Raw genomic sequence first — 26272 nt, 5'->3', positions numbered from 1 at the left:
GTACTACGCTGCCCCCCGAGGGGGCTGGCCTTGCTTGGGGCGGCCCGGCGCTGCGGCCGGCCTAGCTGTGCACTTTAAGGATCTCCCATGAATGCAATTACCCGCCAGGAACTCGCCGAACTCGACTCGCCGCTCGTAAGCTTCAGCCTCAACGGCCGCGAAGTCCAGGGCCGCGCCACTGAATCCTTGCTCCAGGTCGCCAAGCGCGAAGGCGTGGAGATCCCCCACCTGTGCTTCAAGGAGGGCCTGGAAGCCGTCGGCAACTGCCGCTCCTGCATGGTCGAGATCAACGGTGAGCGCGTACTCGCTCCCTCATGCTGCCGGGCACCGGCCGCCGGCATGAAGGTCGTCACCGATAGCGAGCGCGCCGTGGCATCGCAAAAGATGGTGCTGGAACTGTTGCTGTCGGATATGCCCGAGAAGGAATACACCCGCAACAACGAGGTGGACCAGTGGGCGGCCAAAATCGGGGTCGGCAAGCCTCGCTTCGAGGCGCGCCCGCAGGTGCGTCAGGATGTGTCCCACCCGGCCATCGCCGTGAACCTTGACGCCTGCATCCAGTGCACGCGCTGCCTGCGCGCCTGCCGTGACGAACAGGTCAATGACGTGATCGGGCTGGCCTTCCGCGGCGACCAGGCCAAGATTGTTTTCGACATGGACGACCCCATGGGTGTGTCCACCTGCGTGGCCTGCGGCGAATGTGTCCAGGCCTGCCCGACAGGTGCGTTGATGCCGGCCCGTGAAGCTGCACTCACCGTGCCGGACAAGCAGGTCGAGTCGGTCTGCCCGTATTGCGGTGTCGGCTGCCAGCTGACCTACAACGTCAAGGACGACAAGATCCTGTTTGTTGAAGGGCGCGACGGCCCCGCCAACCATGAGCGCCTGTGCGTCAAGGGCCGCTACGGCTTTGACTATGCACACCACCCCCATCGCCTGACCAAACCCTTGATCCGCCGCGAAGGCATGCCCAAAACCGGCGACTTCACGATGGATCCGGACCGCGTGATGGACGTGTTCCGCGAAGCCAGCTGGGAAGAAGCGCTGGAATTCGCCGGCGGCAAGCTGGCCGCCATCCGCGACCAGCATGGCAAGAAATCGCTGGCCGGCTTTGGCTCTGCCAAGGGCAGCAACGAAGAAGCCTACCTGTTCCAGAAGCTGGTGCGCACCGGCTTTGGCAGCAACAATGTGGACCACTGCACGCGCCTGTGCCATGCATCGTCGGTCGTCGCCTTGCTGGAAGGCATTGGTTCTGGCGCCGTCTCTAACCCCGTCATGGATGTCACCAAGGCCGATGTGGTCGTGATCATCGGCGCCAACCCGACGGTGAACCACCCGGTGGCCGCCACCTGGATCAAGAACGCCGTGAAAAACGGCACCAAGCTGATCGTGATGGATCCGCGTCGCTCCGACCTCACGCGCGTGGCGCACCGTCACCTGCAGTTCAAGCCCGATACTGACGTGCCCATGCTCAACGCGATGATGAACGTCATCGTGACCGAGGGCCTGGTGGACCAGGCCTTTATCGACAGCCGCACCATCGGCTACGAAGAATTGCGCAAGAACGTCGAAGGCTACACGCCCGAATTGATGGCGCCTATCTGCGGCATCGATGCCGACACGCTGCGTTATGTGGCCCGGCTGTTCGCCACTTCCAAAGGCTCGATGATCCTGTGGGGCATGGGTGTGTCGCAGCACGTGCACGGCACCGACAACGCGCGTTGCCTGATCGCCCTTTCGCTGATGACCGGCCAGATCGGCCGTCCCGGTACCGGCCTGCATCCTCTGCGCGGCCAGAACAACGTGCAGGGCGCGTCCGACGCGGGCCTGATCCCCATGATGCTGCCAGACTACCAGCATGTGTCCAAGCCCGAGGTCCGCGCCAGTTTCGAGAAGGCCTGGAAGCTGGCCCCCGGCACCCTGGACGACCAGGTCGGCCTGACGGTGGTCGAAGTGATGCACGCCATCAAAAAGGGCGGCATCAAGGGGATGTACGTGCAGGGCGAGAACCCGGCCATGTCCGATCCCGACGCCAACCACGCGCGTGAAGCCCTGGCGGCGCTGGAGCACCTCGTGGTGCAGGACATCTTCCTGACCGAAACGGCCTACCTGGCGGACGTGATCCTGCCGGCCAGCGCCTTTCCTGAAAAGGACGGCAGCTTTACCAACACCGACCGCCTGGTGCAGATGGGCCGCAAGGCGATCAACCCGCCCGGCGATGCGCGCCAGGACCTCTGGATCATTACGCAGATCGCCAACCGGATGGGCTGCGGCTGGCATTACAACCATGTCAGCGAAGTCTTCGACGAGATGCGCCACACCATGCCGAGCATTGGCGGCATCACCTGGGACCGGCTTGACCGCGAGCATTCGGTCACCTACCCCTGCATGAAGGAAGGCGATCCCGGCCAATCGGTGGTATTCGTGGACGACTTCCCCCGCGAAGGCGGCCGCGCGAAGTTCGTGCCGGCCGACATCATCCCGGCCAATGAGCGCCCGGACACCGAATACCCGATGGTGCTGATCACCGGGCGCCAGCTGGAGCATTGGCACACCGGCAGCATGACCCGGCGCGCCACGGTGCTGGACGCGATCGAGCCCGATCCTGTCGCCCTGGTACACCCGCTCGACCTTGCCGCCATGGGTGGCAAGCCCGGCGACGTGGTGACCATTGAGTCACGCCGCGGCAAGGTGGAGCTGTATGCCCGCGCCGACGAAAGCTCGCCACGCGGCGCGGTTTTTGTACCTTTCTGTTACTACGAGGCGGCCATCAACAAGCTGACCAACGCCGCGCTGGACCCGTTTGCGAAGATCCCGGAGTTCAAATACTGCGCGATCCGCGTGTCGCTGGGCGGCGTGCCACCCGAGCAGGATAGCTACGGCGGTGGGCAAGCGCTGAAGAACTCGATCGCTCTTGCGGGGTTCTGAGTATTTTTTGGCAGCAATGAGAAGCAGGGCATGAGCGGCCCGCCTCTGCTGCGTAAAGACAGCGCGTGAGTGCTATTAAATTTATAGCCGCTTACGCCCTTGTTTATTGGGTTTCAGGCCGATTTTGCCAATAATCCATCCAGCGCCCCCGCTGCAAACTTCTGCGCCCGGCGGCAGAGCGCCTGGATTGCAAGCGCCCTGCGTCTACGCTTGCGCAGGCGCCGGCATCACCACCACCCCGTCCTCGTCGGAGTAGAGCCAGTCGCCCGGCCGCACCCAGACGCCCTGTATCTGCACAGCGATGTCACGCAGGCCCGCCTGGCGCCTTTCCGTGGGCAGCGGCATGCTTGCCAGGGCGCGGATGCCGGTCTGGCATTGCGCCAGCTCCGCCACGTCGCGCACGCAACCGTCAATCAGCACCCCTGCCCAGCCGTTTTTGGCGGCGGCGGCGCCCAGATTGCCGCCCAGCAGCGCGCGGCGCAGCGAGGCGCCCCCGTCCACCACCAGCACGCGCGCCTCGCCGGGCGACTCCACCGCCGCCTTGACTGGCGAGTTGTCTTCAAAGCACTGAACGGTGACCACAGGCCCGCTGAACTTCTGATGCCCGCCATAGCTCCTGAAAACCGGCGGAAGCACCCTGAAGCGGCCCGAGGTGTCGCCTTTGTGGAGGTCGCAGAGATCGCAGGTGGCGAAGGAGGCGAGATTGTCTTGGCTCATTTTCCGGTGACTTTCTTGATGACGGGTTTGATGTCTTCGCGCCGGGCGGGCAAGACCACCGCATTCTCGCGGGGGGCATTCAGCACGATGGAGGTCGAGGTCTCGGTGAGGATGCAGAACTTGGTCACCACCGCGTCCAGGTGCGCCACGTCGATCACCGCGATTTCCAGCACCCAGCTGTCCTCGCCGGTGACGTTGTAGGCATTGATCACTTCGGGCGTCTGCTCGATCAGCTTGACCACCCGGGCGTACTCGACCCGCCCTACCCGCGCGATAGCGCGTATGCCGTAACCCAGCCGCGCCAGGTCAACCTCGGCCCGGTAACCTTTGATCACGCCGCCCAGTTCGAGCTTGCGCACACGCTCCGTGACTGCCGGCTGGCTCAGGTGAACACGGCGGCCCAGCTCGGCCATGGTGATCCGCGCATCGCGCTGCAGTTCGCCGAGGATGCGGCTGTCGTAATGGTCCCATTCGGTGGTTTCGGTCATATCGCTTTTTAAGCTTTAAATTTAAAGGCCAGCTGCAGTTTTGCCGTTAGTTTTGCATAGTCTGAGGGCGTTTGGCAACCTACCATGCGGGCATGACCTCCGCACTCATTTCATCCTCCGCCACCGGCAAAGCGCCGGCGCTTTTGATCCCTGCCCTGCTCGCCTGTTACCTGGTGTGGGGCTCCACTTACCTGGCAATCCGCTTTGCCCTGATCAGCTTTCCGCCTTTCTTCCAGATGGGCACGCGTTTCCTGGCGGCCGGCCTTCTGATGATGGCTTGGGTGCTGATACGCGGGCACAAGCTGCCCAGCAGGCGCGAGTGGGCCAACGCCGCCGTCATCGGCACCCTGATGCTGGGCGGCGGGATGGGGCTGACAGCATCGGCTGAAGTTCACATCGGCTCCGGACTGATCGCCACCTTCATCGCGGTGGTTCCCATGATGGTGTCGGCCTGGGGCCTCCTGCTGGGCCAGCGGCCCAGCAGGCTGGAGTTCCTGGGCATGGTGGTGGGGCTGGCAGGTGTGCTGATGCTGGTGCAAGGCTCCAGCTTTAGCGCTGCTCCCGTCGGCATGGCGTGCATTGCGGGGGCGACCTTGCTGTGGTCACTTGGCTCGGTGCTGTCCACCACCCGGCTGCCGCTGGCGAACGGCCCCGCGGGTTTTGCCAGCGAAATGTTGTGTGGCGGCGCGGTGTTGATGGTGATTTCTCTTGCATTGGGTGAGCACCACCAGGCCGCCGCCAACTGGCCGGCGCAGCCCGAAGCCCTGCTCGCATGGCTCTATCTCGTGGTGTTCGGCTCGCTCATCGCCTTCAGCGCCTACCTGTATTTGCTGGCCAATGCGTCACCTGCAGTGGCCACCAGCTACGCCTTTGTGAACCCGTTGATCGCGATTTTTCTGGGCGCATTTTTCGCCGGAGAGCACGTCACCGGGGGCGAATGGGCGGCTTGCGGCGTGATTCTCATAGGCGTTTTCCTGATTTTCAGAGGTAAATCTGCAACATCCAGGCGCAAATAAAGTGCGTTTGCACTAGGAAACTGCGTTTTTCTCCAGTAGCATCCGCATTGCCACAAGGAAGAGTAGTTATCCGTGTGGTGATTTATCAACTTCTAGAAGGAAAATCAATCATGGCAACTGCAAAAAAAGCACCGGCTAAAAAAGCGCCTGCAAAAAAGGCTGCTCCGGCAAAGAAAGTAGCTGCGAAGAAAGCAGCTCCTGCGAAGAAGGCTCCTGCGAAAAAGGCAGCGCCTGCAAAGAAGGTAGCCGCGAAGAAAGCAGCTCCCGCCAAGAAAGTTGCGGCCAAAAAGCCAGCAGCGAAAAAAGCGCCTGCCAAAAAGCGCACTCCCAATGCAGCGTTCATGAAGGCACTGACCTTGAGCCCCGCACTGGCAGCCGTGGTGGGCGACAAGCCTCTGCCACGTACCGAGATCGTCAGCAAGCTGTGGGTTTACATCAAATCCAAGGGCCTGCAGGACAAGGTCAACAAGCGCATGATCAACGCCGACGAAAAACTGCGTGCCGTCTTCGGCAAGGCGCAGGTGTCGATGTTCGAGATGGCTGGCCTGATCGGCAAGCACGTCAAGTAATCGGCTCTTGCCGATATCAAAAGGCCGGTATCTACCGGCCTTTTTTTATGCGCGCGTGCAGCGGGGCCTATGCCAAAGCGCCCAGCCGCTGGCACGCTTCCTGCGTTACTCCGGCGCTCTTCCGCCCGCTTCCATTAACGCCCAAAACTACCTGAAACGTCTGCTAATGCCATAGGGTTACTCGGTAGCCTGCCACCAGCGGCACAGTCGAAAACCGACGCTATTGTTGCTAAGATAAAAAATTCCCCGCGGCACCGCCCGCACCAGACTTAACAAAACAAGACTCCATGTCGATGCCACTGCAGCTACTGCATTCAAAAACCGAGGCGGCGGAAAATTTCGCGCGCCCTGCCTGTCACCAGCGCGACGGTTTTCCCACACCCCGCGCCAAGTCCTGCCTTAGCATCCCGCGATAATGCTGCGCTTTATTTTTACCCGACTGAGCCTGATCATTCCCACCTTTTTGGGGATGACTCTGCTGGCCTTCTTCCTGATCCGCATGGTGCCCGGCGACCCGATCGAAACCATGGCGGGCGAGCGCGGCATCGATCCGGTGCGCCACGCGCAATTGCTCAAGGAATATGGCCTGGACCGACCCGTAATGGTGCAGTACGGCATCTACATCGGCCGGGTCCTCAAGGGTGACCTGGGCAAGTCCCTGATCACGCAGGAGCCTGTACTGCGCGAATTCCTCACGCTGTTTCCGGCCACCATCGAACTCGCCGTGTGCGCCATCTTGTTTGCACTGCTGATCGGCATCCCCGCGGGCATTCTGGCGGCGGTCAAGCGAAACTCCATACTCGACCATGGCGTCATGGGGGTGTCCCTCACGGGGTATTCCATGCCTATTTTCTGGTGGGGGCTGCTGCTGATCCTGCTGTTCTCGGTGCAGCTCGGCTGGACACCCGTGTCGGGCCGGCTCTCCGTGCAGTACTTCATCGAGCCCACCACCGGCTTTCTGCTGATCGACTCGCTGCTGTCGGACGACAAGGGCGCGTTCTGGTCGGCCGCCTCGCACCTGATATTGCCCATGATCGTGCTGGGCACCAACCCGCTGGCGGTGATCGCGCGCATGACGCGCTCGGCCATGCTGGAAGTGCTGGGCGAGGACTACATCCGCACCGCGCGCGCCAAAGGCCTCTCCAACCTGCGCGTGGTGGCCCTGCATGCGCTGCGCAACGCGCTGATCCCGGTGGTCACCGTGATCGGCCTGCAGGTGGGCGTGCTGTTCACCGGCGCCATCCTCACCGAAACCATTTTTTCCTGGCCGGGCGTCGGCAAGTGGCTGATCGAAGCCATCAGTCGCCGCGACTACCCCGTGCTGCAGGGCGGCATCCTGCTGCTGGGCGCCATCGTCATGGCCGTCAACCTGCTGGTGGACATCACCTACGGCATCATTAACCCACGCATCAGGCATCAGCGATGAGCACGGCCACCTTGAAACCCGCTACTGCGCCCGCGCCACCGCATCCGCTGCGCGAATTCTGGAACTACTTCAGTGCAAACAACGGCGCCGTGATCGGCCTGGTCATTGTCATTGGCGTGTTGCTGATCGCGCTGTTCGCGCCGCTGCTGGCGCCGCATGCGCCCAATATCACCAACAACGCGGTGTTCCTCAAACCCCCAGCCTGGCAAACCGGCGGGTCATGGACTTACCCCCTGGGCACAGACGCGATCGGCCGGGATATCCTGACCAGGTTGATGTACGGCGCCCGCCTGTCGCTGGTCATCGGCCTGGCTGTGGTGGCGCTGTCGGTGGTCGTCGGCACGGTGCTGGGCCTGCTGGCAGGCTTTTTCCGCGGCATCTTCGAGATCGCGGTGATGCGCCTGATGGACATCATCCTCACGCTGCCCAGCCTGCTGCTGGCCATCGTGATCGTGGCCATCCTCGGTCCCGGCCTGATGAACGCGATGCTGGCTGTCGCCATCGTCGTGCTGCCGCATTACGTCCGTATCACACGCGCCGCGGTGATTGCCGAAACCTCGCGCGACTACGTAACCGCCGCACGCATGAGCGGTGCCAGCCGCATCCGCCTCATGTTCAGCGAAATCCTGCCCAACTGCACGGCGCCGCTGATCGTCCAGGCCTCGCTCGGCGTGTCCACCGCCATCCTGGACGCAGCCGCCCTGGGCTTCCTGGGCCTGGGCGCCCAGCCGCCCTCACCCGAATGGGGCACCATGCTGGCCGACGCCCGCGAATTCGTCCTGCGCGCCTGGTGGGTAGTCACCTTCCCCGGCCTCGCAATTTTGATCACTGTGCTGGCCTTCAATTTGCTCGGCGACGGACTGCGTGATGCATTCGATCCCAAGCTAAAAAGATGAACAAGATTCACCCACCCCTCATGAACCTCTTCGCAAGTAACAGCGCGGAACCGGCTTTGCCGGGCCGCAGCTGTTGCCCCCTGCGGGGGGATCCGGCTACACGAAGTGAGCCGAGAAGGGGGAGTTACTAATATGGCCCTTCTTGAAATCGAAAATCTTTCTGTTGAATTTCCCTCACAAAACGGCGTGATGCACGCCGTCGACGGCATCAGCCTGTCGCTGGAAGAAGGCGAAGTCCTCGGCATCGTGGGCGAATCCGGCTCCGGCAAGAGCGTCACCATGATGGCCTTGATGGGCCTGGTGGCCTACCCCGGCCGCGTGAAAGCCGACAAACTGCGGTTTGCCGGCCACGACCTCCTCAAGCTGTCGCAAGGCGAGCGCAACAAGCTCATCGGCAAAGACGTCGCGATGATCTTCCAGGAACCCACGACCAGCCTGAACCCCTGCTTCACCGTCGGCTTCCAGATCACCGAAACCCTGCGTCTGCACCTGGGCATGGATAAAAAGGCGGCCACACGCAAGGCTATCGAACTGCTTGAGCAGGTCGGCATCAATTCACCCGAAAGCCGCCTGAAGGCCTATCCGCACCAACTGTCGGGCGGCATGAACCAGCGCGTGATGATTGCCATGGCGATTGCCTGCAACCCGCGCCTGCTGATTGCCGACGAGCCCACCACGGCGCTCGACGTCACCATCCAGGCCCAAATCCTGGACCTGCTGCGCAGCCTGCAAAAAGAGCGTGGCATGGCCCTGGTGCTGATCACGCACAACATGGGCGTGGTGTCCGAAATGGCACAGCGCATCGCGGTGATGTACGCCGGCCAGATCATGGAAGAGCAAAGCGCACACGCCCTCTTCAACACCCCGCAGCATCCCTACACCGAAGCACTTCTGTCGGCCCTGCCCGAGCGCAGCGACGGTAGCGCGCGCCTGGCAACCATCCCCGGCATGGTGCCCGGCCTCTATGACCGCCCTGCCGGATGCCTGTTTGCCCCGCGCTGCGCCTATGCCACCGAACATTCCCGCAACGAGCGCCCGCTGCTGCGCGCCTGGAAGGACGGCATGGTTCGCTGCCACTACCCACTGGGTGATCCCAGCCGCGAGGCCAACATCGAACGCGACACCCCCGTGATGGAGGCCGCGCAATGAGCACCGCCACCGTCACTACCCCAGGCACCCTGCCTACCGGCCCCGTCGTCGAGGCCAAAAACCTCAAACAGGTTTACGAAATCCGCCGCGGTTTCATGCGCAAGTCCGACCACCTGCAAGCCGTCGGCGGCGTGTCCTTCTCGGTCCATGCCGGCAAGACGCTGGCTGTCGTGGGCGAATCCGGCTGCGGCAAATCGACGCTGGCCCGCATGGTGTCGCTGATCGAAACGCCCACGGGCGGCGAACTGCGCATCACCGGCATCGACGCCGTCGGCTCCCCCGAAAAGCGCGTGGGCCTGCGCAAGGCCGTGCAGCTGGTGTTCCAGAACCCCTACGGCTCACTCAACCCGCGCAAGAAAATCGGCGCCATCCTTGAAGCGCCGCTTGAAATCAACACCACCCTGAACGCTGCGGAGCGCGCCGAAAAGGCACGCGCCATGCTGGCCATGGTGGGCCTGCGCCCAGAGCACTATGACCGCTATCCCCACATGTTTTCAGGCGGCCAGCGCCAACGCATCGCCATCGCGCGCGCGCTGATGCTCAACCCCATCGTGGTAGTGGCCGATGAGCCGGTGTCGGCTCTTGACGTCTCCATCCAGGCCCAGGTGCTCAACCTGCTGGCCGACCTGCAGCAGTCCATGGGCCTGGCTTACCTGTTCATCTCGCACGATCTGGGTGTGGTGCGCCACATCGCCCACGACGTGCTGGTGATGTACTTGGGCCATGCCGTTGAACAAGGCGAGAAAAATGCCCTGTTCAACCGACCCCTGCACCCCTACACCCAGGCCCTGCTGGCCTCCACACCCGGCTTGGCCGGCACCGGCGTCAAACAGCGCATCGTGCTCAAGGGCGAGCTGCCCTCGCCGCTGAACCCGCCCACCGGTTGCGTGTTTTCCACCCGCTGCCCCCACGTCACCGACCGTTGCCGCGCCGAAAGGCCGCAGCTGCGTGAAGTTGCAGAGCGGCAGGTTGCGTGCCACTATGCTGAAAACTTTCTCACTGCGTGACCTGAAACCATGCGCTCAAGCACCGGTTTCAGGCCACGTTTTTCAATGACCAGGGCGCACAACGTCACAAATGTTGTGCAATCTGGCCGCAAGCCCCGCTGCAAGAAGCAGCATTAACCTCCAAAGGGATCGTCAAATGATTCAGACCAAACCAAGTGCAAGCCGGCTGCGTCCGGTCCAGCGCGCATTGCTGTGCGCTGTTGCCCTGCCAGCGCTGCTGGCACTTTCACCCGTCTCCGCGAAGACGCTGGTGTTCTGCTCTGAAGGCAGCCCCGAAAACTTCTACCCTGGCGTCAACACCACGGGTACGTCGTTTGATGCCAACGAACCCGTCTACAACCGCCTCGTGGAATTCGAATACGGCGGCACCAAGGTCGTTCCCGGCCTGGCCGAAAAATGGGACATTTCCGCCGACGGCAAGGAATACACCTTCCACCTGCGCAAGGGCGTGAAGTGGCATGCCAGCAATAAGGCCTTCAAACCAACGCGCGACTTCAACGCAGACGACGTGCTGTTCATGTTCGAACGCCAGTGGAAAGAAGACAACGCTTTCTTCAAGGTCACCAGCCCCAACCACTCCTACTTCAGCGACATGGGCATGCCCAAGCTGCTGAAATCGGTGGAAAAGGTCAACGACTACACCGTCAAGATCACGCTGGACAAGCCTGAAGCACCGTTCCTCGCCAACCTGGCCATGCCTTACGCGGCCTTGCAGTCCAAGGAATACGCCGACGCCATGCTGAAAGCCGGCACGCCGGAAAAAATCGACCAGGACCCGGTCGGCACCGGCCCCTTCTACCTGGTTCAGTACCAAAAAGACGCGGTCATCCGCTACAAGGCCTTCCCGCAATACTGGGGCGGCAAAGCCAAGATCGACGACCTCGTGTACTCGATCACGCCTGACGCTTCGGTCCGCTGGGCCAAGCTGCAGAAGAACGAATGCCACGTCATGCCCTACCCCAATCCCGCCGACCTCGACGCGATCCGCAAGGACGCGAACGTGACGATCGTCGAGCAGGCCGGCCTGAACGTGGGCTACCTCGCCTACAACACGACCAAGAAGCCGTTTGACGACGTGCGCGTGCGCAAGGCCATCAACATGGCCATCAACAAGAAAGCCATTGTTGACGGTGTGTACCTGAGCACCGGTGTTGCCGCCAAGAACCCGATCCCGCCAACCATGGCCGCATACAACAACGCCATCAAGGACGACGAGTACAACCCCGAAGCCGCCAAGAAATTGCTGGCCCAGGCCGGCTTCCCCAACGGTTTCACCACCGACCTGTGGGCCATGCCCGTGCAGCGCCCGTACAACCCGAACGCCAAGCGCATTGCCGAGTTGATGCAGGCTGACCTGGTCAAGGTCGGTGTGACCGCCGAGATCAAGAGCTTCGAATGGGGCGAGTACCGCAAGCGTTTGCAGGCTGGCGAACACCAGATGGGCATGCTGGGCTGGACCGGCGACAACGGCGATCCTGACAACTTCATGTACACCCTGCTCGGCTGCGCTTCAGCCCAGTCCGCCAGCGGTTCCAACATCGCCAAGTTCTGCTACCAGCCTTATGAAGACCTGGTCCTGAAAGCCAAGACGGTGACCAATCCTGCCGAGCGCATCAAGCTCTACCAGCAGGCCCAGGTCATCTTCAAGGAACAGGCTCCCTGGTTCACCATCGCCCACGCGGTGCAGCTCAAGCCCATCCGCAAAAGCGTGATCGGCTACAAGAACAGCCCGTTCGGCCGCCACAACTTCTACGCTGTCGACATCAAGGAATAATCCTTCATGGCTTGAAGCGGCTTTGTCATAAAGCCGCCTCCATTCAAAACCCTCCTTCTTCAAGGAGGGTTTTTTCATTGTGGCGCCTTGTTTTTCGCGAGCCGCTGTACGTCTTTACAGGTCTGCACTAACCCTGCTTGTGAAGCCTCCTCCGACTGGAGGGTGCATTTTCCCGTGGAATGGAGGAATATCCATTTCCCCGAATTCTGCAGGCCGAAGGCCGGCGAAGGAACAAGAAATGGGACAGACACTCGGAGCGGTCAAGACGAGGCAACAGGGCATCCTGACGGATGCGGCCCGGCGTTGGGAAGAGCGCATGAAGCAGCGCGAAACCGGCCTTGAAAAAATCCGGAACCAAGGCCCGGGCGCCGCCGACACACCCAAGCGCCAAGCGGAATGGACAGCCCGTCAATTAACCAGGGCCGCGGGCGGCTTTCCCCTTTTCCCCGAGCGTGCCATTGGTACGTGGAATCCCGTGGAATACGCGCCCAGCGTCCAGGCCTCGGACGCCGCGAAACCCGTGGCCCGCATCGTCCAGCAGCGCAGCGCCGGCCATACGCCCATCGGCGTGGCCACGGGCCTGCTGATCGGGTTCGACCTGCTACTGACGAATCATCACGTGTTTCCTTCGAAGATCGACGTCGACGGCCACGCGGCGAATTTTTTCTACGTGCGCGATGAGTACGGCATCAACAACGGCAAATACTACGACTTCGATCCAGACCGTTTCTTTGTTACCGACCCGGACCTCGACTTCACGATCGTGGCGGTGCAGCCCCGCAGCCGCGAGAGCGACCAGATTGCCTCATGCGGCTGGACGCGGCTGATCGAGGCAACGGGCAAGGTGTTGACGGGCGCTCCGGTCAATATCATCCAGCACCCCGCCGGCGGGCCGCGGGCCTTCGCCATCAGCGACAACAAGTTAATGGACATCCTGCCCACCGGCTTTCTTCACTATGAGACGGACACGCGGCCGGGCTCCTCCGGCTCCCCGGTCTACAACACCGACTGGGAACTGGTGGCGCTGCACCACTGCGGCGTGCCGGCGATGCGGGACGGCCGGATCCTGGACAAACGGGGCGCGCCCTGGGACCCGGAGTCGCAAAGCGACGACGACATCCAGTGGATCGCCAATGAGGGCGCGCGCGTCAGTTTCATCGTTGAAAGGCTTAAATCCATGTCGATTCCAGAATCCATGCGCATGATCGCCCGGCAATTGCTGGCGACCACGGCAGACCCGCTCACCGGCACAGAGAGCGTGCCGGCCGGCCCCCCCTCGTCATCCCTCTTACCTCTCGCCTCACGGCCCGGCGGCGGCAACACCTTCAATTTCTCGGGGCCTGTAACCCTGCACGTCTATGGCGGGCAGGCGCTTCAGCCCGGCGTGCCTGCCGCCGCTGCGCCCGTGTCGGTGCCTGCACCGGCGGCGGCCGCGCAAGTTCGTTTGCCTGATGGTTCCGGTGCGCCTTCGGCGGATGGCCTCTTCACCGCCTTTCAGGAAAAGTCCCTGGTTTTCGACGAGGACTACGCGGGCCGCAAGGGATACAACCCGAAATTCCTCGGCCAGGAGGTTCCAGCCCCTGTGGCCCAATCGCGATGGGATGGTGCCCTCTATTCGGTTGCCGATTATGAGGAATTCAATGCCGGTGTGGACGACGTGCCCGCAGTGAAGACAAGCCACCTGGCGCCGACCGATCCGCTACCGCTTGACTACCACCACTTTTCCCTCGTGATGCACAAGCCGACACGCATGTGCCTGTGGACCGCCTCGAACTACGACTACCGCCCCAAATCACGCACCGACCCGCGGAAGCGGGCGGATTTCGGAGGGGAAAACTGGCGAGAAGACCCGCGGCTGCCGCTGGAATACCAGTTGCTCAACAAGGACGTCTACGGCCCGGCCAAACGGATTGACCGCGGGCACATTGTCCGCCGCGAAGACAACTGCTGGGGCGCCGACGCGGACGAAACCGAATTCGCGAACGCCGACAGCTACCACTGGCCCAACTGCACGCCGCAGCATGAGGCATTCAACCAGGAGAACCCCAATGACCGCAGCGGCCAGCGCGTCTATGAAGGCGGAGTGGTCGGTATCTGGGGCCAGTTTGAGCGCCTGCTCACCGACCAGGTTCAGGAGTCGGGCGGGCGCGCCGTGCTGTTCGCGGGGCCGGTGCTCACCGAATTCTTCGAGTCCAAAAACTGGGGAACCGGCAAGGTCAAAATCCCCAAAAAATTCTGGAAGGTTGTGGTCGTGCCCGAATCGCAAAAACGCGGCGCGAAGCTGTTGGCCTATGGTTTCGTCTTCAGTCAGGAAAAACCGATCAGGCAGTTCGGCGACACCTATGAGTCGATAGACATGCCGGCCTTCGAACGCAACCAGGCCGCCATCGCGGAGATCGAGGAACTGGCCGGCTTGAAGTTCGACCCCAAAATCGTCGCCGCGGACCAGTACGCAGGCCAGTAGCTATCCGGTAGCGGCCCGCATTGCTGCAATGGTTACGGCGCCTTGGCCAGAGCGTTTTGCGTAATCGCCGACAAGGTGCCACGCGTGGTGATGACTTCCGGATCCAGCGTGACCTCAATCACCGTGCCCTCCTTGCGAGCCAGCGCCGCAAGCAATTCCGCCTCAAAATCCGCGGTGCGCGTGATGCGCACGCCGGCGTAACCGTAGGCGCGCGCCAGCGCCGCAAAATCCGGGTTGTTCAGGCTTGAACCACTTTGGTGTGTTGGATACTCCCGCTCCTGGTGCATGCGGATCGTCCCGTACATGCCGTTGTTGAGCAGCACGATGATGCTTTTGGCGCCGTGCTGCACGGCAGTGGCCAGCTCCTGGCCGTTCATCAAAAAGTCGCCATCACCCGCGATGGTGAAAGCCACCCGTCCTGTCGTGATGGCCGCAGCAATACCGGCCGGCACGCCATAACCCATCGCGCCCACGGTGGGGGCCAGCTGCGTCTTGTGGCCTTTGACGAGACCGTGATGCTGAAAGAAACGATGCACCCAGCTGGCAAAGTTGCCGGCGCCGTTGGTCAGCACTGCATCCGCCGGCAGGTGCTTTTGCAGCATGCCGACGATGGCGGGCATGTCGATATCACCCGGCAGGTTCGCGGAAGGTGTCGGCTTGAGGTTTTCCAGATAGTCCTCGTTCGCGGATGTGGTCCAGGCTTCCCAGGCCACAGACACCGGCGCCGTGAGTACCTCCAGCGATCGCGCAGCCGCGTTCATGGTGGCGTTGATGGCCAGATCGGCCTGGTAGACGCGGTTGAGCTCCTCGGCGCTCGAATGGATATGCACCAGCTTTTGCTTGGGCCGGGGCGCCTCCAGCAGCGTGTAAGTACCGGTCGTCATCTCACCCAGGCGCGGGCCTATGGCGATGATCAGGTCGCTTGCCTTCACGCGTGCGGCCAGCTTCGGGTTCAGGCCGATACCCACGTCGCCCGCGTAGAGCGGATGGTGGTTGTCAAAGGTGTCCTGGAAGCGAAAGGCATTGCCCACCGGCAGCTTCCAGTTTTCGGCAAAGCGCTGCAACGCCTGCGCCGACTGCGGCGTCCAGCCGCCGCCGCCGGCGATGACGAGCGGGCGCTCGGACTTGAGCAGCATCTCGCGCAGCGTACGCAGCGAGCCCGGGTCGCTCCAGGCCTGCACCGCCTCCACGCGCGGCAACGGTTGGGCGGCGGTCATCTGCGTCAGCATGTCTTCCGGCAGCACCAGCACCACGGGGCCGGGCCGGCCATTCATGGCGGTGGCGAAGGCGCGCGCCACGTATTCAGGAATGCGGTCGGCCTGGTCGATCCGCTCCACGCGCTTGGCAAAGCCTTTGGTACTCGGGCCAAAAAAGTTGAAGTAATCGACTTCCTGAAAAGCCTCGCGGTCGCGGCAGTCGCTGGCCACGTCCCCAACCAGCAGCACCATGGGGGTTGAATCCTGGAAGGCCGTGTGCACGCCGATGGACGCATTGGTGGCGCCCGGCCCGCGCGTGACCATGCACACGCCCGGCCGGCCCGTCAGCTTGCCGTGGGCCTCAGCCATGAAGGCCGCGCCGCCCTCTTGCCGGCAGGTGACGAACTGGATCCTGTCCTGGCGCGCATGCAGGCCGTCGAGCACGGCCAGATAGCTTTCACCCGGAACACCAAATGCATGGGTAACGCCCTGGGCCAGAAGGCAATCGACGAGAAGGTGGCCAGCAAGTTGAGGGGTGGTCATGAGCCTATTGTGCCGCTGGAATGTGCACAGGCGCAGCGACCTAGCGGCGACTCTTCAACCAAGCGGGTGCCGCGGAACCGGCTTTGCCGGGCCGCAGGCGCCGTCCCCTGCAAGGGGAAAAGGGCTACACGAAGTGAGCCCGATAGGGGTGGCTCAATTTTTCGGCTTTGCCGGGCCGCAGGCGCCGCCCCCTTGAGGGGGGAACAGGCTACACGCAGTGAGCCTGGACGGGGGTGGAACAATTATTCGGGCGTAGCCGCGTCGCCGTCACCACCGCCGGCGGCGAGGGCCTGGCGCGCCAGCTCTTCGTCGCTCAGCGGCGGGGCCGATTCGAGGGCGGCCAGTTCGTCGAGGAACTCCTGCGTCGGCTCCTCGTGTTCGAGCAGTACTTCTTCCAGCTTCTGCCGGCCGGTCTCTACGTGCACCGAGGGAGAATGCAGTTCGGACGGCGGTACCGGGAATTTTTCACCCAGTTCAAATTTGAGCGCCTCGGCTTTCTGGTCTACCCAGTTTGCGAAGTCGCCGTCTTTCGGCGTGTCTGAATTGTTCATGACCATCTCCTTTGCCTCAGGGGCGCCGGCGCGGACGGCCGGTACCTGCCTCATTATGGAGGTACCCTTGGCCGCTGTCTGTCATCCAATAACGATGACTCTCGAGTGTTCTTGCTTTAATTCACCAAACAGTTAAATTCTTGCCATGCCGACCCCTAAAACCAAGCCCGCCGAACCCCGCTCGCGCGATGCCGACCGCTCCCAGCTGGCCATCCTGCTGGCGGCCCGTGACGAGTTCGCACAACACGGCCTGGGCGGTGCGCGGGTAGACCGGATTGCCGAGCGCGCCGACGTCAATAAACGCCTGATCTACTACTACTTCAAGAGCAAGGACGAGCTCTTCCTGGCGGTGCTGGAAAACGCCTATGCCGACATCCGCGAGGCAGAAACAGAGCTGCATCTGCGCGACATGAATCCGGCGCAAGCCATCCGCCGCCTCACGGAATTCACTTGGGAATACTACATTGCCCATCCGGAGTTTTTGACGCTTCTCAACAGTGAAAACCTGCACCAGGGGCGGCATCTGGCCATGTCCAGCCGCGTACAGGAAATGAACTCGCCCCTGGTCCAGACGCTGGCGGAAATCCTGGAGCGCGGGCGCGCAGACGGGCTGTTTCGCGGCGGCATCGACCCGGTGCAGCTCTACGTTTCCATTGCCGGCATGTCGTATTTCTACCTGTCGAACAACCACACGCTGTCGGCCATTTTCGGGCGCGATCTCATGACGCCCAAAGCCCGCCACGAGCGACTCTCGCACATGTGCGAGGTCATCCTAGGGTATGTCCTTAGAAACTGATTCCGGGCAGTCATTGACGCAGCGACGAGGCCATTTTTACAATTCGTAATTCACTTATTGGTGAATTATGAGTAAACTGCATTCCGGTAACCCAACAACACCGGCGGCATGCACAGGTCTTTCGCAGTCCTTCAATGACCCCTTTCAGGAGACAAAGCACATGAAATTCACACGTCGTGCCGCAGTGGCCAGCCTCACCTGCCTGGCGGCACTGTCACCCCTGGTGGCCAGCGCCCAGGGCGCCTACCCCAACAAGCCCATCCGGGTCATCGTGCCTTTTGCCGCGGGCAGCACCACCGACATCATTGCCCGCGCCATCACCGACAAGATGAGCCAAAGCATGGGCCAGACACTGGTGATCGACAACCGCGGCGGCGCCAGCGGCACCATCGGCCAGCAGGCCGTGGCCACGGCCGCGCCGGACGGCTATACCATCATGATCCACTCGTCCTCGCACACGGTCAGCCCCTCGACATTCGCCAAGCTGCCGTTCGACACCTTGGGCGACTTCACGGGTGTGACGCCGATCTCCAGCACGCCCAATGTGCTGGTCATGTCGCCGGCCAAAAACATCAAGACCCTGCAGGAGCTGCTGGCCGCGGCTCGCGCCAAGCCCGGCAGCATGAACTTCGCCTCGGCCGGCCAGGGCAGCGCCACCCACTTGAACGCCGAGAAATTCAAGCTCGCCGCCAAAATCGAAGCCACCAACATTCCCTTCAAGGGCTCCGGTGAAGCCGTGACAGAAGTGATGGCCGGCCGCGTCGACTACTACTTCTCGCCGATCGCACCGGTGATAGGCCAGATCAAGAACGGCCAGCTCGTGGCCCTCGCGGTCGGCTCGCCCAAACGCGCCAGCGCCCTGCCCCAGGTCCCCACCACGGCTGAAGCCGGCGTTCCGGGTTCAGAGTTCAACTTCTGGATCGGCATGATGGCCCCCGCGAAAACACCGCGCGACATCGTCAACCGCCTGCACGACGAAGTGATCAAGGCCCTGAACACGCCCGAAGTCAAGGAACGCTTCGCCGCCCTGGGCGCCGACACCTGGACACTCTCGCCCGAGCAGTTCGACACCTATATCAAGGACGAGATCAAGAGCAATGCCGTGCTGGTCAAGGCCGCTGGCCTGCAGCCCACCCAGTAACACCCGGTCAGTTTCCCCGCAGCGTCCCGTCCCTCCAACACCCCTGGCCGGACCAGGTAGGGCCGCCGCATTTTTCACCTCCTCAAAGGACCCCATGGCTACTCAACGACTAGGACTCATCATGCACGGCGTCACCGGACGCATGGGCATGAACCAGCATCTGATCCGCTCCATCGTCGCGATCCGCAAACAGGGCGGCGTCACGCTCTCCAACGGTGACAAGGTGATGCCCGACCCGATCCTGATCGGCCGCAACGCCGAAAAGATTGAAGCCCTGGCCAAAGCCCATGGCCTCGCGCGTTGGGGCACCGACCTCGACGAGGCGCTGAAGAACAAGGACGACACCATCTTCTTCGACGCCGGCACCACGCAGATGCGCCCCACCCTGCTGGCCAAGGCCATCCGCGCCGGCAAACATGTCTACTGCGAAAAGCCGATTGCCACCAACCTCAACGAGGCCGTCGAGATCGCCCGCCTGGCCGAAAAGTCCGGCCTGAAACACGGCGCCGTACAAGACAAACTCTTCCTGCCCGGCCTGCGCAAGCTTGACATGCTGCGCCGCGCCGGCTTCTTCGGCAAGATGCTCTCGGTACGGCTCGAGTTCGGTTACTGGGTCTTTGAAGGCGACCTGCAGCCGATCCAGCGCCCGAGCTGGAACTACCGCACCGAAGACGGCGGCGGCATGATCCTGGACATGATGTGCCACTGGCGCTACGTGCTGGACAACCTGTTCGGCGAAGTCAAGTCCATCTCCTGCATAGGCGCCACCCACATTCCCGAACGCTGGGACGAAGCCGGCAAGCCCTACAAGGCCACCGCCGACGACGCGGCCTACGCCACGGCTGAACTGGTCGGTCACAACGGTGAACCCGTCATTGCGCAGATGAACATGTCCTGGGCCACACGCGTGCGCCGCGACGACCTGGTCACCTTCCATGTCGACGGCACACACGGCTCGGCCGTCGCCGGCCTGTCGTCCTGCCGGGCCCAGTCGCGTGTGACCACACCACGTCCGGTCTGGAACCCCGACGAGAAGCAGACCATGAACTTCTTCGACCAGTGGCAGGAAGTGCCGGACTCCCAGACCTACGACAACGGCTTCAAGATCCAGTGGGAGCACTTCATCCGCCACGTGGTGGAAAACGAACCCTACAAATGGACGCTGCCCGAAGGCGCCAAAGGCGTGCAGCTGGTTGAAGCCGCGCTCGAAAGCTGGAAGGAACGCCGCTGGGTGGACGTGCCCGCGCTACAAGTTTGATAGCTGCTCGCGCCCATGAGATAAGGGCTACAGGCACATTTTTCATACAGAAAAGGTAGATTCATGGCTTTAACCCTTTCCCTGCCTGTCGCCGCGGGCGGCCTGCGGCCTTACACGCTGCAAGGCCGCACACCGGTGAAGCCCGCACCGGGCGTCAAATTCAACCGCATCGCCTACTCGGCCGCCCACGTGGTCGCCGACCCGCTGGCCGCGATCGACCCCTGGGTCAATTGCGCGATCGACTGGGACACGACTATTGCCTACCGCCGTCACCTGTGGTCGCTGGGCCTGGGTGTGGCCGAAGCCATGGACACGGCGCAGCGCGGCATGGGCCTGGACTGGCCCACTTCTCTGGAACTGATCCGCCGTTCACTCGACGCCGCCAAGGAAGTGCCGGGCGCGCTGGTCGCTTCCGGTTGCGGCACCGACCACCTGGTGCTGGAAAACGTCAAGAGCGTCGATGAAGTCATCGCCGGCTACGAAGAGCAGATGGCCGCGATTGAAAAACTCGGCGGCAAGCTCATCGTGATGGCCAGCCGCGCGCTCGCCCGCGTCGCCAAAAGCCCCGCAGACTATGAACGCGTCTACGACCGTATCCTGAGCCAGGCCAGGCAACCCGTGGTGCTGCACTGGCTGGGCGACATGTTCGACCCGGCGCTGGCGGGTTACTGGGGCAGCAGCGATGTTGAGAAAGCCATGAACACGGCGCTCGGCATCATCAACGCCCACCCCGACAAGGTTGACGGCATCAAGATCTCGCTGCTCGACAAGGACAAGGAAATCGCGATGCGCCGCAGGCTGCCAGCGGGCGTACGCATGTATACGGGCGACGACTTCAACTACGCCGAGCTGATTGCCGGCGATGGTTTCGGCAAGGAAGCGATGCACGGCCAGAGTGATGCGCTGCTGGGCATCTTCGACGCCATCGCACCGGCCGCCAGCGCCGCACTAGGCGAACTCGCGCAAGGCAATGTCGAGAAATTTCACGCCATCCTCGGCCCCACCGTGCCGCTGTCGCGCCACATTTTTGCCGCACCCACACGTTTCTACAAAACCGGCGTGGTCTTCATGGCCTGGCTCAATGGCCACCAGAAGCATTTCACGATGGTGGGCGGGCAACAGAGCACGCGTTCGCTGCAGCACTTCGCCGAGCTGTTCCGCTTGGCCGATGCCTCCAACCTGCTTGAACAACCGGACTTGGCAACCCAGCGCATGAAGACGCTACTGGCGCTGCACGGCATGTAATGGTTCCCCCCCGTTGCCGACTCACTGCGTGTAGCGGTCTCCCCCCTCAAGGGGGCGGCGCTGGCGGCCCGGCAAAGCCGGTTCCGCGGCGCCTGCTTGAAAAAACCGTCGCGATATTCCTGTCAGATCGTTCATAAATAAATTCACCTGGAGACAACCATGAAGACACGCACTTTCCTCAAGGCCACCCTGGCCACAGCCCTCGCAGCCGCAGCCTTCGGCGCCGCGGCGCAGGCTTACCCCAGCCGCCCGGTCAAGGTCATCATCCCCTTCCCGCCCGGCGGCACGCTGGACGCGGTGGGCCGGCAACTGGCGCAAAAGCTCAGCGAACAGATGGGCCAGCCCTTTGTGGTGGAAAACCGTGCGGGCGGCAACGGCACCATCGGCGCGCATGTGGTCGCGCAGGCGCCAGCAGACGGCTACACCCTGCTCTTCAATGCCTCCACTTTCACCACCGCACCCATGACGATGAAGTCGGTGCCTTACGGTGTGGTGAAAGACTTTACGCCCGTCTCGCTGGTTGCCAAGGCGCCCTTGTCGATTGCCATCAACAAGAACCTGCCGATCACCGACGTGAAGTCGCTGATTGCCCACGCCAAGGCCAATCCCGGCAAGATGACGTTTGCGGTCGGCTCCATTGGTTCGGCCGGCCACCTGTCAACCGAACTCCTCAAGCGCGCCGGCGGCATCGAATACACCGTGGTGCCCTACAAGGGCACGGCGCCGGCGTTCCAGGACCTGATCGGCGGCCAGATCGACGGCTTCATCGACCCCATCCTCGGCTCGCTGCAGTACCACAAGAGCGGCATGCTGCGCGTCGTTGCCGTGACCGGCGACAAGCGCGTGCCCAATCTGCCCGATGTGCCGACCGTGGCCGAGACAATTCCCGGCTACGAGTTTTACAGCTGGTACGGCCTGTGGGGCCCGGCAAAATTGCCGGCAGACATCACGCAGAAACTCAACGCCGAAACCAACAAGGCGCTCGCCAGCGACATGCGTGAAAAGCTCCTCCAGCAAGGCCTGGTGCTGACACCCGGCACGCCCGAAGACTTCGCGAAGTTCCAGAGCAGTGACATGGCACGCTCGCAGAAGATCATCACGGACGGCAACATCCGTGTCGAATAACATGCACAACCATGGCCACTGAAGATGTGAAACGCGCCCTGGTCACGGGCAGCAGCTCAGGCATCGGCCTGGCCATTGCGCAAGCGCTGCTGGACCAGGGTTGGGACGTGGTCGGCCTGGACCTGGCGCCTGCGCGCATCGTGCATCCGGCGTTTTCGTCCACCGAAGTCAATCTGTGCAATACCGAAACCACGGAGCGCGCCGTGCGTGCGGCTGGCGGGGTGCAGGCGCTCATCCACGCCGCCGGCGTGCTGCGCGTCGGCCAGCTTGGTGCGCTGCGCAACGAAGATTCAGCGCTGATGTGGCAGCTCCACGTGGATGCCGTCACGCGCATCGCCAACCTGGTGGTACCGGCCATGGCACAAGCGGGCACAGGCCGCGTGGTGCTGGTCGGCAGCCGCGTGGCGCGCGGCATGGCCGGCCGCAGCCAGTACGCCGCAACCAAGGCCGCGCTGGTGGCCCTAGCACGCAGCTGGGCTGCCGAAACCGTGGCTTCAGGCGTCACTGTCAATGTGGTGTCGCCGGCCGCCACCGAAACAGCCATGCTTGCCGACCCTGCGCGAACGACGGTCCCGCCGAAGCTGCCGCCGCTGGGCCGGTTGATCCAGCCGCGGGAGATTGCCGCGCTGGTCACCTTCCTGCTCTCACCCGACGCCGCGGCCATCACCGGCCAGGAGATCCAGATCTGCGGAGGCGCGTCGCTTGCGGCGTGAAGGCATGGCTCCAGCTGCAAACGCTATCGGCATTGTCGGTCTGGGCCTCGTCGGTACCGCGCTGGCGCAGCGCCTGATGGCCGCCGGTTTCCAGGTCACCGGCTTCGACCTGCGCGAAGAAGCCCGCGCGGCCCTCACCGCCCAGGGCGGCCGCGCTGCCGGCTCCCTGGCCGAAGTTGCCAATGCGGCTTCCTGCATGGTGTTGGCGGTCTTCAATACCGACGACGTGCTCAAGGTGGTCGAAGGGCCGGGCGGCCTGCTGTCCGTCTTCGGCGTTCGCAGCATCATCGACTGCTCCACCGGCACACCTCACGAACTCGCGGCCTTGGCCGCGCGGCTCGCAGCACGCGGCATCAACTTCATCGAAGCGCCGCTCTCGGGCTCCAGCCAGCAGATCGCCGCCGGTGAAGCCACCCTGCTGCTGGGCGGCGAGGCCGGGGCATTGCAAGCATGCGAATCCGTTCTGGCCGCCATTTCAGACCAACGCATCCACGTCGGCGGCGCCGGCATGGGCGCCAAAGCCAAGCTGGCTACCAACCTGGTGCTGGGCCTGAACCGGGCGGTGCTGGCCGAAGGCATGGTCTTTGCCGAAAACATGGGTATTCCCCCCGAGCAATTCCTGGCGCTGGTGCTGGCCAGCCCGGCCACATCAGGCGCGGCCGAGGCCAAGGGCCGGATGATGGTGGAGGAAAACTTTGCGCCGCAGTCGCGCATCCACCAGCATCTCAAGGACGTCAAGCTGATGATTGACAGTGCCGCGGCCGAAGGCCAGAAACTGCCCTTGTCCGAAGCCCATGCAGCGCTGATGCGTGCAGCCATTGCCGCCGGCGACGGCGAGCTCGACAACGCAGCCATCATCCGCGAACTGCGCCGGCAGAAAATCGCACCACCGTCCAACTGACTTCACTAAAACTACACCCCTACCTTTACCGCATGCGTAATTTTTCCCAGGACCACCGCTGGCTCTCCATCAACACCGCGACCGTGCGCAAAAGCCGCGGCGTCGAGCAGCCGCTGACCACCATCATCGAAGCCTGCGTGCAGCGCGGCATCAAGGCGATCTCGCCGTGGCGCGACCAGGTCACGGCCGCCGGCCTGCCCGCTGTTTCGAAACTCGTCAAAACCCACGGGCTTGAACTCTCCGGCTACTGCCGCGGCGGCATGTTCCCCGCAGCCGACGCCGCCGGCCTGCAGGCTGCCCACAACGACAACCGCCGCGCCGTCGATGAAGCCTGCGAACTCAAGGCCGCTTGCCTGGTGCTGGTGGTGGGCGGTTTGCCCGGTGCGCTGGCCGGCAAGGCGGCGCACAAAGACCTGGCGCTGTCGCGCAGCCAGGTCACCGACGGCATTGCCCAATTGCTCGAATACGCCACAAGCTGCAACATGCCGCTGGCCATCGAGCCGCTGCACCCCATGTATGCGGCAGACCGCGCCTGCATCAACACCATGGAGCAGGCACTCGACGTCTGCGATGCCCTTGACCCCTCAAGAAGTGGCGCGCTCGGTGTGGCGGTAGACGTGTACCACGTGTGGTGGGACCCGAAACTGCAGCGGCAAATCGAACGGGCCGGCAAGGAACGCCTGCTCGCCTTCCACGCCTGTGACTGGCTGACACCCACGGCCGACTTGCTGAACGACCGCGGCATGATGGGCGACGGCGTCATCGACATCCCGAAGATTCGCGGTTGGGTGGAAGCCCAGGGCTTTGCGGGTTACAGCGAGGTTGAGATTTTTTCGGCAGCCAACTGGTGGCTGCGGGATGGTGGCGAGGTGCTGGACACCTGCATTGCGCGCCATCGTTCAGCGGTGTAAATCAACACGGCGCGTTCAGGGTTTATGGGCGATCATCCGCCCCGCCACTTTGAAGCGGCCCTCGCCCTGCGGCGTGAGCACCACCATCTCGGCGGTGTCCGGCGATATGCCGGTCAGGGCCAAAATGGTCGAGCCGTGCGAGACCATCACCGTATTGCCCTTCACAGGAATCTGCCCGGCCAAGGGCCTAAGCGCGGCCAGTTGCCGGCCCGACTCCTCGCTGCGGCCGAAGAGGTTGCCCAGCGCCGGCGTCAGGTCCGGCGCTTTTCCAAAAGCCAGCTTCGCCGTCTCGATCGACCTGCACCACGGGCTGGAGAGCAGGCTCCCGACGGCAATGCCGCGCTGACGGAAGGCCTCGCCCAGCTGCCGCGCGTGCGCGCGGCCTTCATCGCTCAGGTTGCGCTGCGTACCGCAGTCGCCGATCTTCATGCCGGGCGGGTCGCCCACGCCGGGTGTGGTCAATGCATGGCGGACCAGCACCACCTGGCCGCCGCTCTTGAGCAGCGCCCACAAGGCCTCGTCCGCCCAGACAAAAGGCGCCCACACCAGTGCCGCCGTCAAGGCCAGCAGCCGCCCGATACTGTTGTGGGTCATCGCAGTCCCCATGGACCTTGCAGGCCTAGCGGAAGCGGTACGACACGGCGATAAACCCGGTGTCCTGCGTCCGGCGGCTGACCAGGGGACTGCCCTGAACCGAAGACCCCAGCCACTTGCGGCGCAGCTGCATCGTCAGCACCCAGGGGTCACCCAGCGGCACATCGACCCCCAGGCCCAGCGTGGGCGCTGTCGAGGCGCCGGCGTTGTAGGTTGTAAACCCGCTGGCGGCTGACTCGGCCGGGGTCACACCGTAGAGGTAGTTGTTGTATTTGGCGCTGGTGTGTTCCAGCCCCACCTGCGGAAAGAACGACCAGCTGCCGACCTTGAACTCCGCCGCGTAAGTGGCTTCCAGCAATGCACCGTGCGACTTGTTGGCGTCCACAAACGCGTTCACGAAAAACCCGCCGTAAGGCGTTTCCTGAAAGGTCCCTATGCCCAACGGGATCGGCCGCTTGCGGTCTTTCAGCCCCGACAGCGCGGCGGTATCGGCACGCCAGCCGTCCTGGCTGATGCGGCCGGAAAATTCCAGGTAGCCGTAGCCCATCCTTGCGGTCTTGATGCCCAGTGTGTCGACACGCGCAAAGAAGCGGCCATAGTCCGCATAGGCATAGGGCAGCAAGGCGGTGTCGTTGCTCTTGCTGCGGATCACGCTTTGCGTGCCATACACGGCGCCGCCAATGTCGCCCGTCAGCTGGTATTTGAGCGGGGTGGGTTGTGCCTGCGCGATGCCCGTAAACACCAAGCCGGTGAAGATCACAGCGGACGGCAAAAACCGAACACCCTGAGGTACAGGAGAAGAAGCCCGGGTAAGACGTTTCATCGCATGCCTTCTTTCCGGAAATGATGCGATCCAGTATAGGACCG

General features: G+C 63.0%; 23 protein-coding genes. 17 read left to right on the top strand and 6 right to left on the bottom strand.

The window, feature by feature from the left end; translation table 11 throughout:
- Positions 1-87: 87 nt before the first annotated feature.
- Complete coding sequence (gene fdhF / locus AC1DU8_RS08030) at positions 88-2925, top strand: formate dehydrogenase subunit alpha (protein WP_457280475.1); 2838 nt, start codon at positions 88-90, stop codon at positions 2923-2925.
- Between the two features lie 204 nt (positions 2926-3129).
- Here the strand turns inward: fdhF and rraA are convergent, their stop codons facing one another.
- Together rraA and AC1DU8_RS08020 are read right to left on the bottom strand one after the other, a co-directional pair.
- Positions 3130-3642, bottom strand: coding sequence for a ribonuclease E activity regulator RraA (gene rraA, locus AC1DU8_RS08025; RefSeq protein WP_457280474.1), 513 nt, complete (start codon positions 3640-3642; stop codon positions 3130-3132).
- Positions 3639-4130: an Lrp/AsnC family transcriptional regulator gene (locus AC1DU8_RS08020; RefSeq protein ID WP_007873193.1), complete on the bottom strand. Its 492-nt coding sequence runs from the start codon at positions 4128-4130 to the stop codon at positions 3639-3641. The genes rraA and AC1DU8_RS08020 overlap by 4 nt, the downstream gene beginning before the upstream one ends.
- Positions 4131-4222: 92 nt before the next feature.
- Between AC1DU8_RS08020 and yedA the strand changes: the two genes are divergently transcribed.
- The 8 genes from yedA (at position 4223) to AC1DU8_RS07980 (ending at position 14431) form a co-directional block, all read left to right on the top strand.
- Complete coding sequence (gene yedA, locus AC1DU8_RS08015; RefSeq protein WP_457280473.1) at positions 4223-5146, top strand: drug/metabolite exporter YedA; 924 nt, start codon at positions 4223-4225, stop codon at positions 5144-5146.
- A gap of 110 nt (positions 5147-5256) precedes the next feature.
- Positions 5257-5715 carry an SWIB/MDM2 domain-containing protein gene (locus tag AC1DU8_RS08010; protein ID WP_122956824.1) on the top strand — a complete coding sequence of 153 codons (459 nt, stop codon included), beginning with the start codon at positions 5257-5259 and terminating at the stop codon, positions 5713-5715.
- Positions 5716-6130: 415 nt separating this feature from the next.
- A complete protein-coding gene (locus tag AC1DU8_RS08005; RefSeq protein WP_457280472.1) occupies positions 6131-7141 on the top strand; it encodes an ABC transporter permease subunit in 1011 nt (336 codons plus the stop codon).
- Positions 7138-8037, top strand: coding sequence for an ABC transporter permease subunit (locus AC1DU8_RS08000; protein ID WP_457280471.1), 900 nt, complete (start codon positions 7138-7140; stop codon positions 8035-8037). Before AC1DU8_RS08005 ends, AC1DU8_RS08000 begins: the two co-directional genes overlap by 4 nt.
- A 132-nt stretch (positions 8038-8169) precedes the next feature.
- The gene (locus AC1DU8_RS07995; RefSeq protein ID WP_457280470.1) at positions 8170-9186 is read left to right on the top strand and encodes an ABC transporter ATP-binding protein; all 1017 of its coding nucleotides are present in this window, start codon (positions 8170-8172) and stop codon (positions 9184-9186) included.
- Positions 9183-10193 (top strand): peptide ABC transporter ATP-binding protein, encoded by a 1011-nt coding sequence (locus AC1DU8_RS07990; protein WP_457280469.1) that lies wholly within the window; start codon positions 9183-9185, stop codon positions 10191-10193. The genes AC1DU8_RS07995 and AC1DU8_RS07990 overlap by 4 nt, the downstream gene beginning before the upstream one ends.
- 136 nt (positions 10194-10329) lie before the next feature.
- The gene (locus AC1DU8_RS07985) at positions 10330-11967 is read left to right on the top strand and encodes an ABC transporter substrate-binding protein (protein ID WP_457280468.1); all 1638 of its coding nucleotides are present in this window, start codon (positions 10330-10332) and stop codon (positions 11965-11967) included.
- A gap of 238 nt (positions 11968-12205) precedes the next feature.
- On the top strand, positions 12206-14431 hold the full coding sequence (locus AC1DU8_RS07980) for a DNA/RNA non-specific endonuclease (RefSeq protein ID WP_457280467.1): 2226 nt from the start codon (positions 12206-12208) through the stop codon (positions 14429-14431).
- 32 nt (positions 14432-14463) lie between these two features.
- Here AC1DU8_RS07980 and AC1DU8_RS07975 read toward each other — a convergent pair whose 3' ends face one another.
- Complete coding sequence (locus tag AC1DU8_RS07975) at positions 14464-16170, bottom strand: thiamine pyrophosphate-binding protein (protein WP_477726605.1); 1707 nt, start codon at positions 16168-16170, stop codon at positions 14464-14466.
- 242 nt (positions 16171-16412) lie between these two features.
- Entirely contained in the window at positions 16413-16721 is a 309-nt protein-coding gene (locus AC1DU8_RS07970; RefSeq protein WP_457280465.1) for a hypothetical protein, read from the bottom strand.
- A 145-nt stretch (positions 16722-16866) separates the two neighbouring features.
- On the opposite strand from AC1DU8_RS07970, the gene AC1DU8_RS07965 reads away from it, so the two are divergent.
- From AC1DU8_RS07965 to AC1DU8_RS07930, 8 genes are all read left to right on the top strand, one after another.
- On the top strand, positions 16867-17517 hold the full coding sequence (locus AC1DU8_RS07965) for a TetR/AcrR family transcriptional regulator (RefSeq protein WP_477702102.1): 651 nt from the start codon (positions 16867-16869) through the stop codon (positions 17515-17517).
- Positions 17518-17677: 160 nt separating this feature from the next.
- Positions 17678-18658 carry a Bug family tripartite tricarboxylate transporter substrate binding protein gene (locus tag AC1DU8_RS07960; RefSeq protein WP_457280463.1) on the top strand — a complete coding sequence of 327 codons (981 nt, stop codon included), beginning with the start codon at positions 17678-17680 and terminating at the stop codon, positions 18656-18658.
- Between the two features lie 94 nt (positions 18659-18752).
- Positions 18753-19916, top strand: coding sequence for a Gfo/Idh/MocA family protein (locus tag AC1DU8_RS07955; protein WP_477665796.1), 1164 nt, complete (start codon positions 18753-18755; stop codon positions 19914-19916).
- 63 nt (positions 19917-19979) lie between these two features.
- Positions 19980-21161: a dihydrodipicolinate synthase family protein gene (locus AC1DU8_RS07950; RefSeq protein WP_477665795.1), complete on the top strand. Its 1182-nt coding sequence runs from the start codon at positions 19980-19982 to the stop codon at positions 21159-21161.
- 159 nt (positions 21162-21320) lie between these two features.
- Positions 21321-22286 (top strand): Bug family tripartite tricarboxylate transporter substrate binding protein, encoded by a 966-nt coding sequence (locus AC1DU8_RS07945; RefSeq protein ID WP_477665794.1) that lies wholly within the window; start codon positions 21321-21323, stop codon positions 22284-22286.
- Positions 22287-22297: 11 nt separating this feature from the next.
- Positions 22298-22999 (top strand): SDR family NAD(P)-dependent oxidoreductase, encoded by a 702-nt coding sequence (locus tag AC1DU8_RS07940; protein ID WP_477665793.1) that lies wholly within the window; start codon positions 22298-22300, stop codon positions 22997-22999.
- 4 nt (positions 23000-23003) lie between these two features.
- Positions 23004-23900 carry an NAD(P)-dependent oxidoreductase gene (locus tag AC1DU8_RS07935; RefSeq protein ID WP_477665792.1) on the top strand — a complete coding sequence of 299 codons (897 nt, stop codon included), beginning with the start codon at positions 23004-23006 and terminating at the stop codon, positions 23898-23900.
- Between the two features lie 32 nt (positions 23901-23932).
- Positions 23933-24811 (top strand): sugar phosphate isomerase/epimerase family protein, encoded by an 879-nt coding sequence (locus AC1DU8_RS07930; RefSeq protein ID WP_477726604.1) that lies wholly within the window; start codon positions 23933-23935, stop codon positions 24809-24811.
- Between the two features lie 15 nt (positions 24812-24826).
- Here AC1DU8_RS07930 and AC1DU8_RS07925 read toward each other — a convergent pair whose 3' ends face one another.
- Both AC1DU8_RS07925 and AC1DU8_RS07920 read right to left on the bottom strand, forming a co-directional pair.
- Positions 24827-25405, bottom strand: coding sequence for a histidine phosphatase family protein (locus AC1DU8_RS07925; protein ID WP_477665790.1), 579 nt, complete (start codon positions 25403-25405; stop codon positions 24827-24829).
- 25 nt (positions 25406-25430) lie between these two features.
- Positions 25431-26228 (bottom strand): MipA/OmpV family protein, encoded by a 798-nt coding sequence (locus AC1DU8_RS07920; RefSeq protein ID WP_477665789.1) that lies wholly within the window; start codon positions 26226-26228, stop codon positions 25431-25433.
- Positions 26229-26272 lie beyond the last annotated feature (44 nt).

The organism is Polaromonas sp. P3_A5, assembly GCF_056403055.1.
This window is presented reverse-complemented; position numbering and strand designations above follow the sequence as displayed.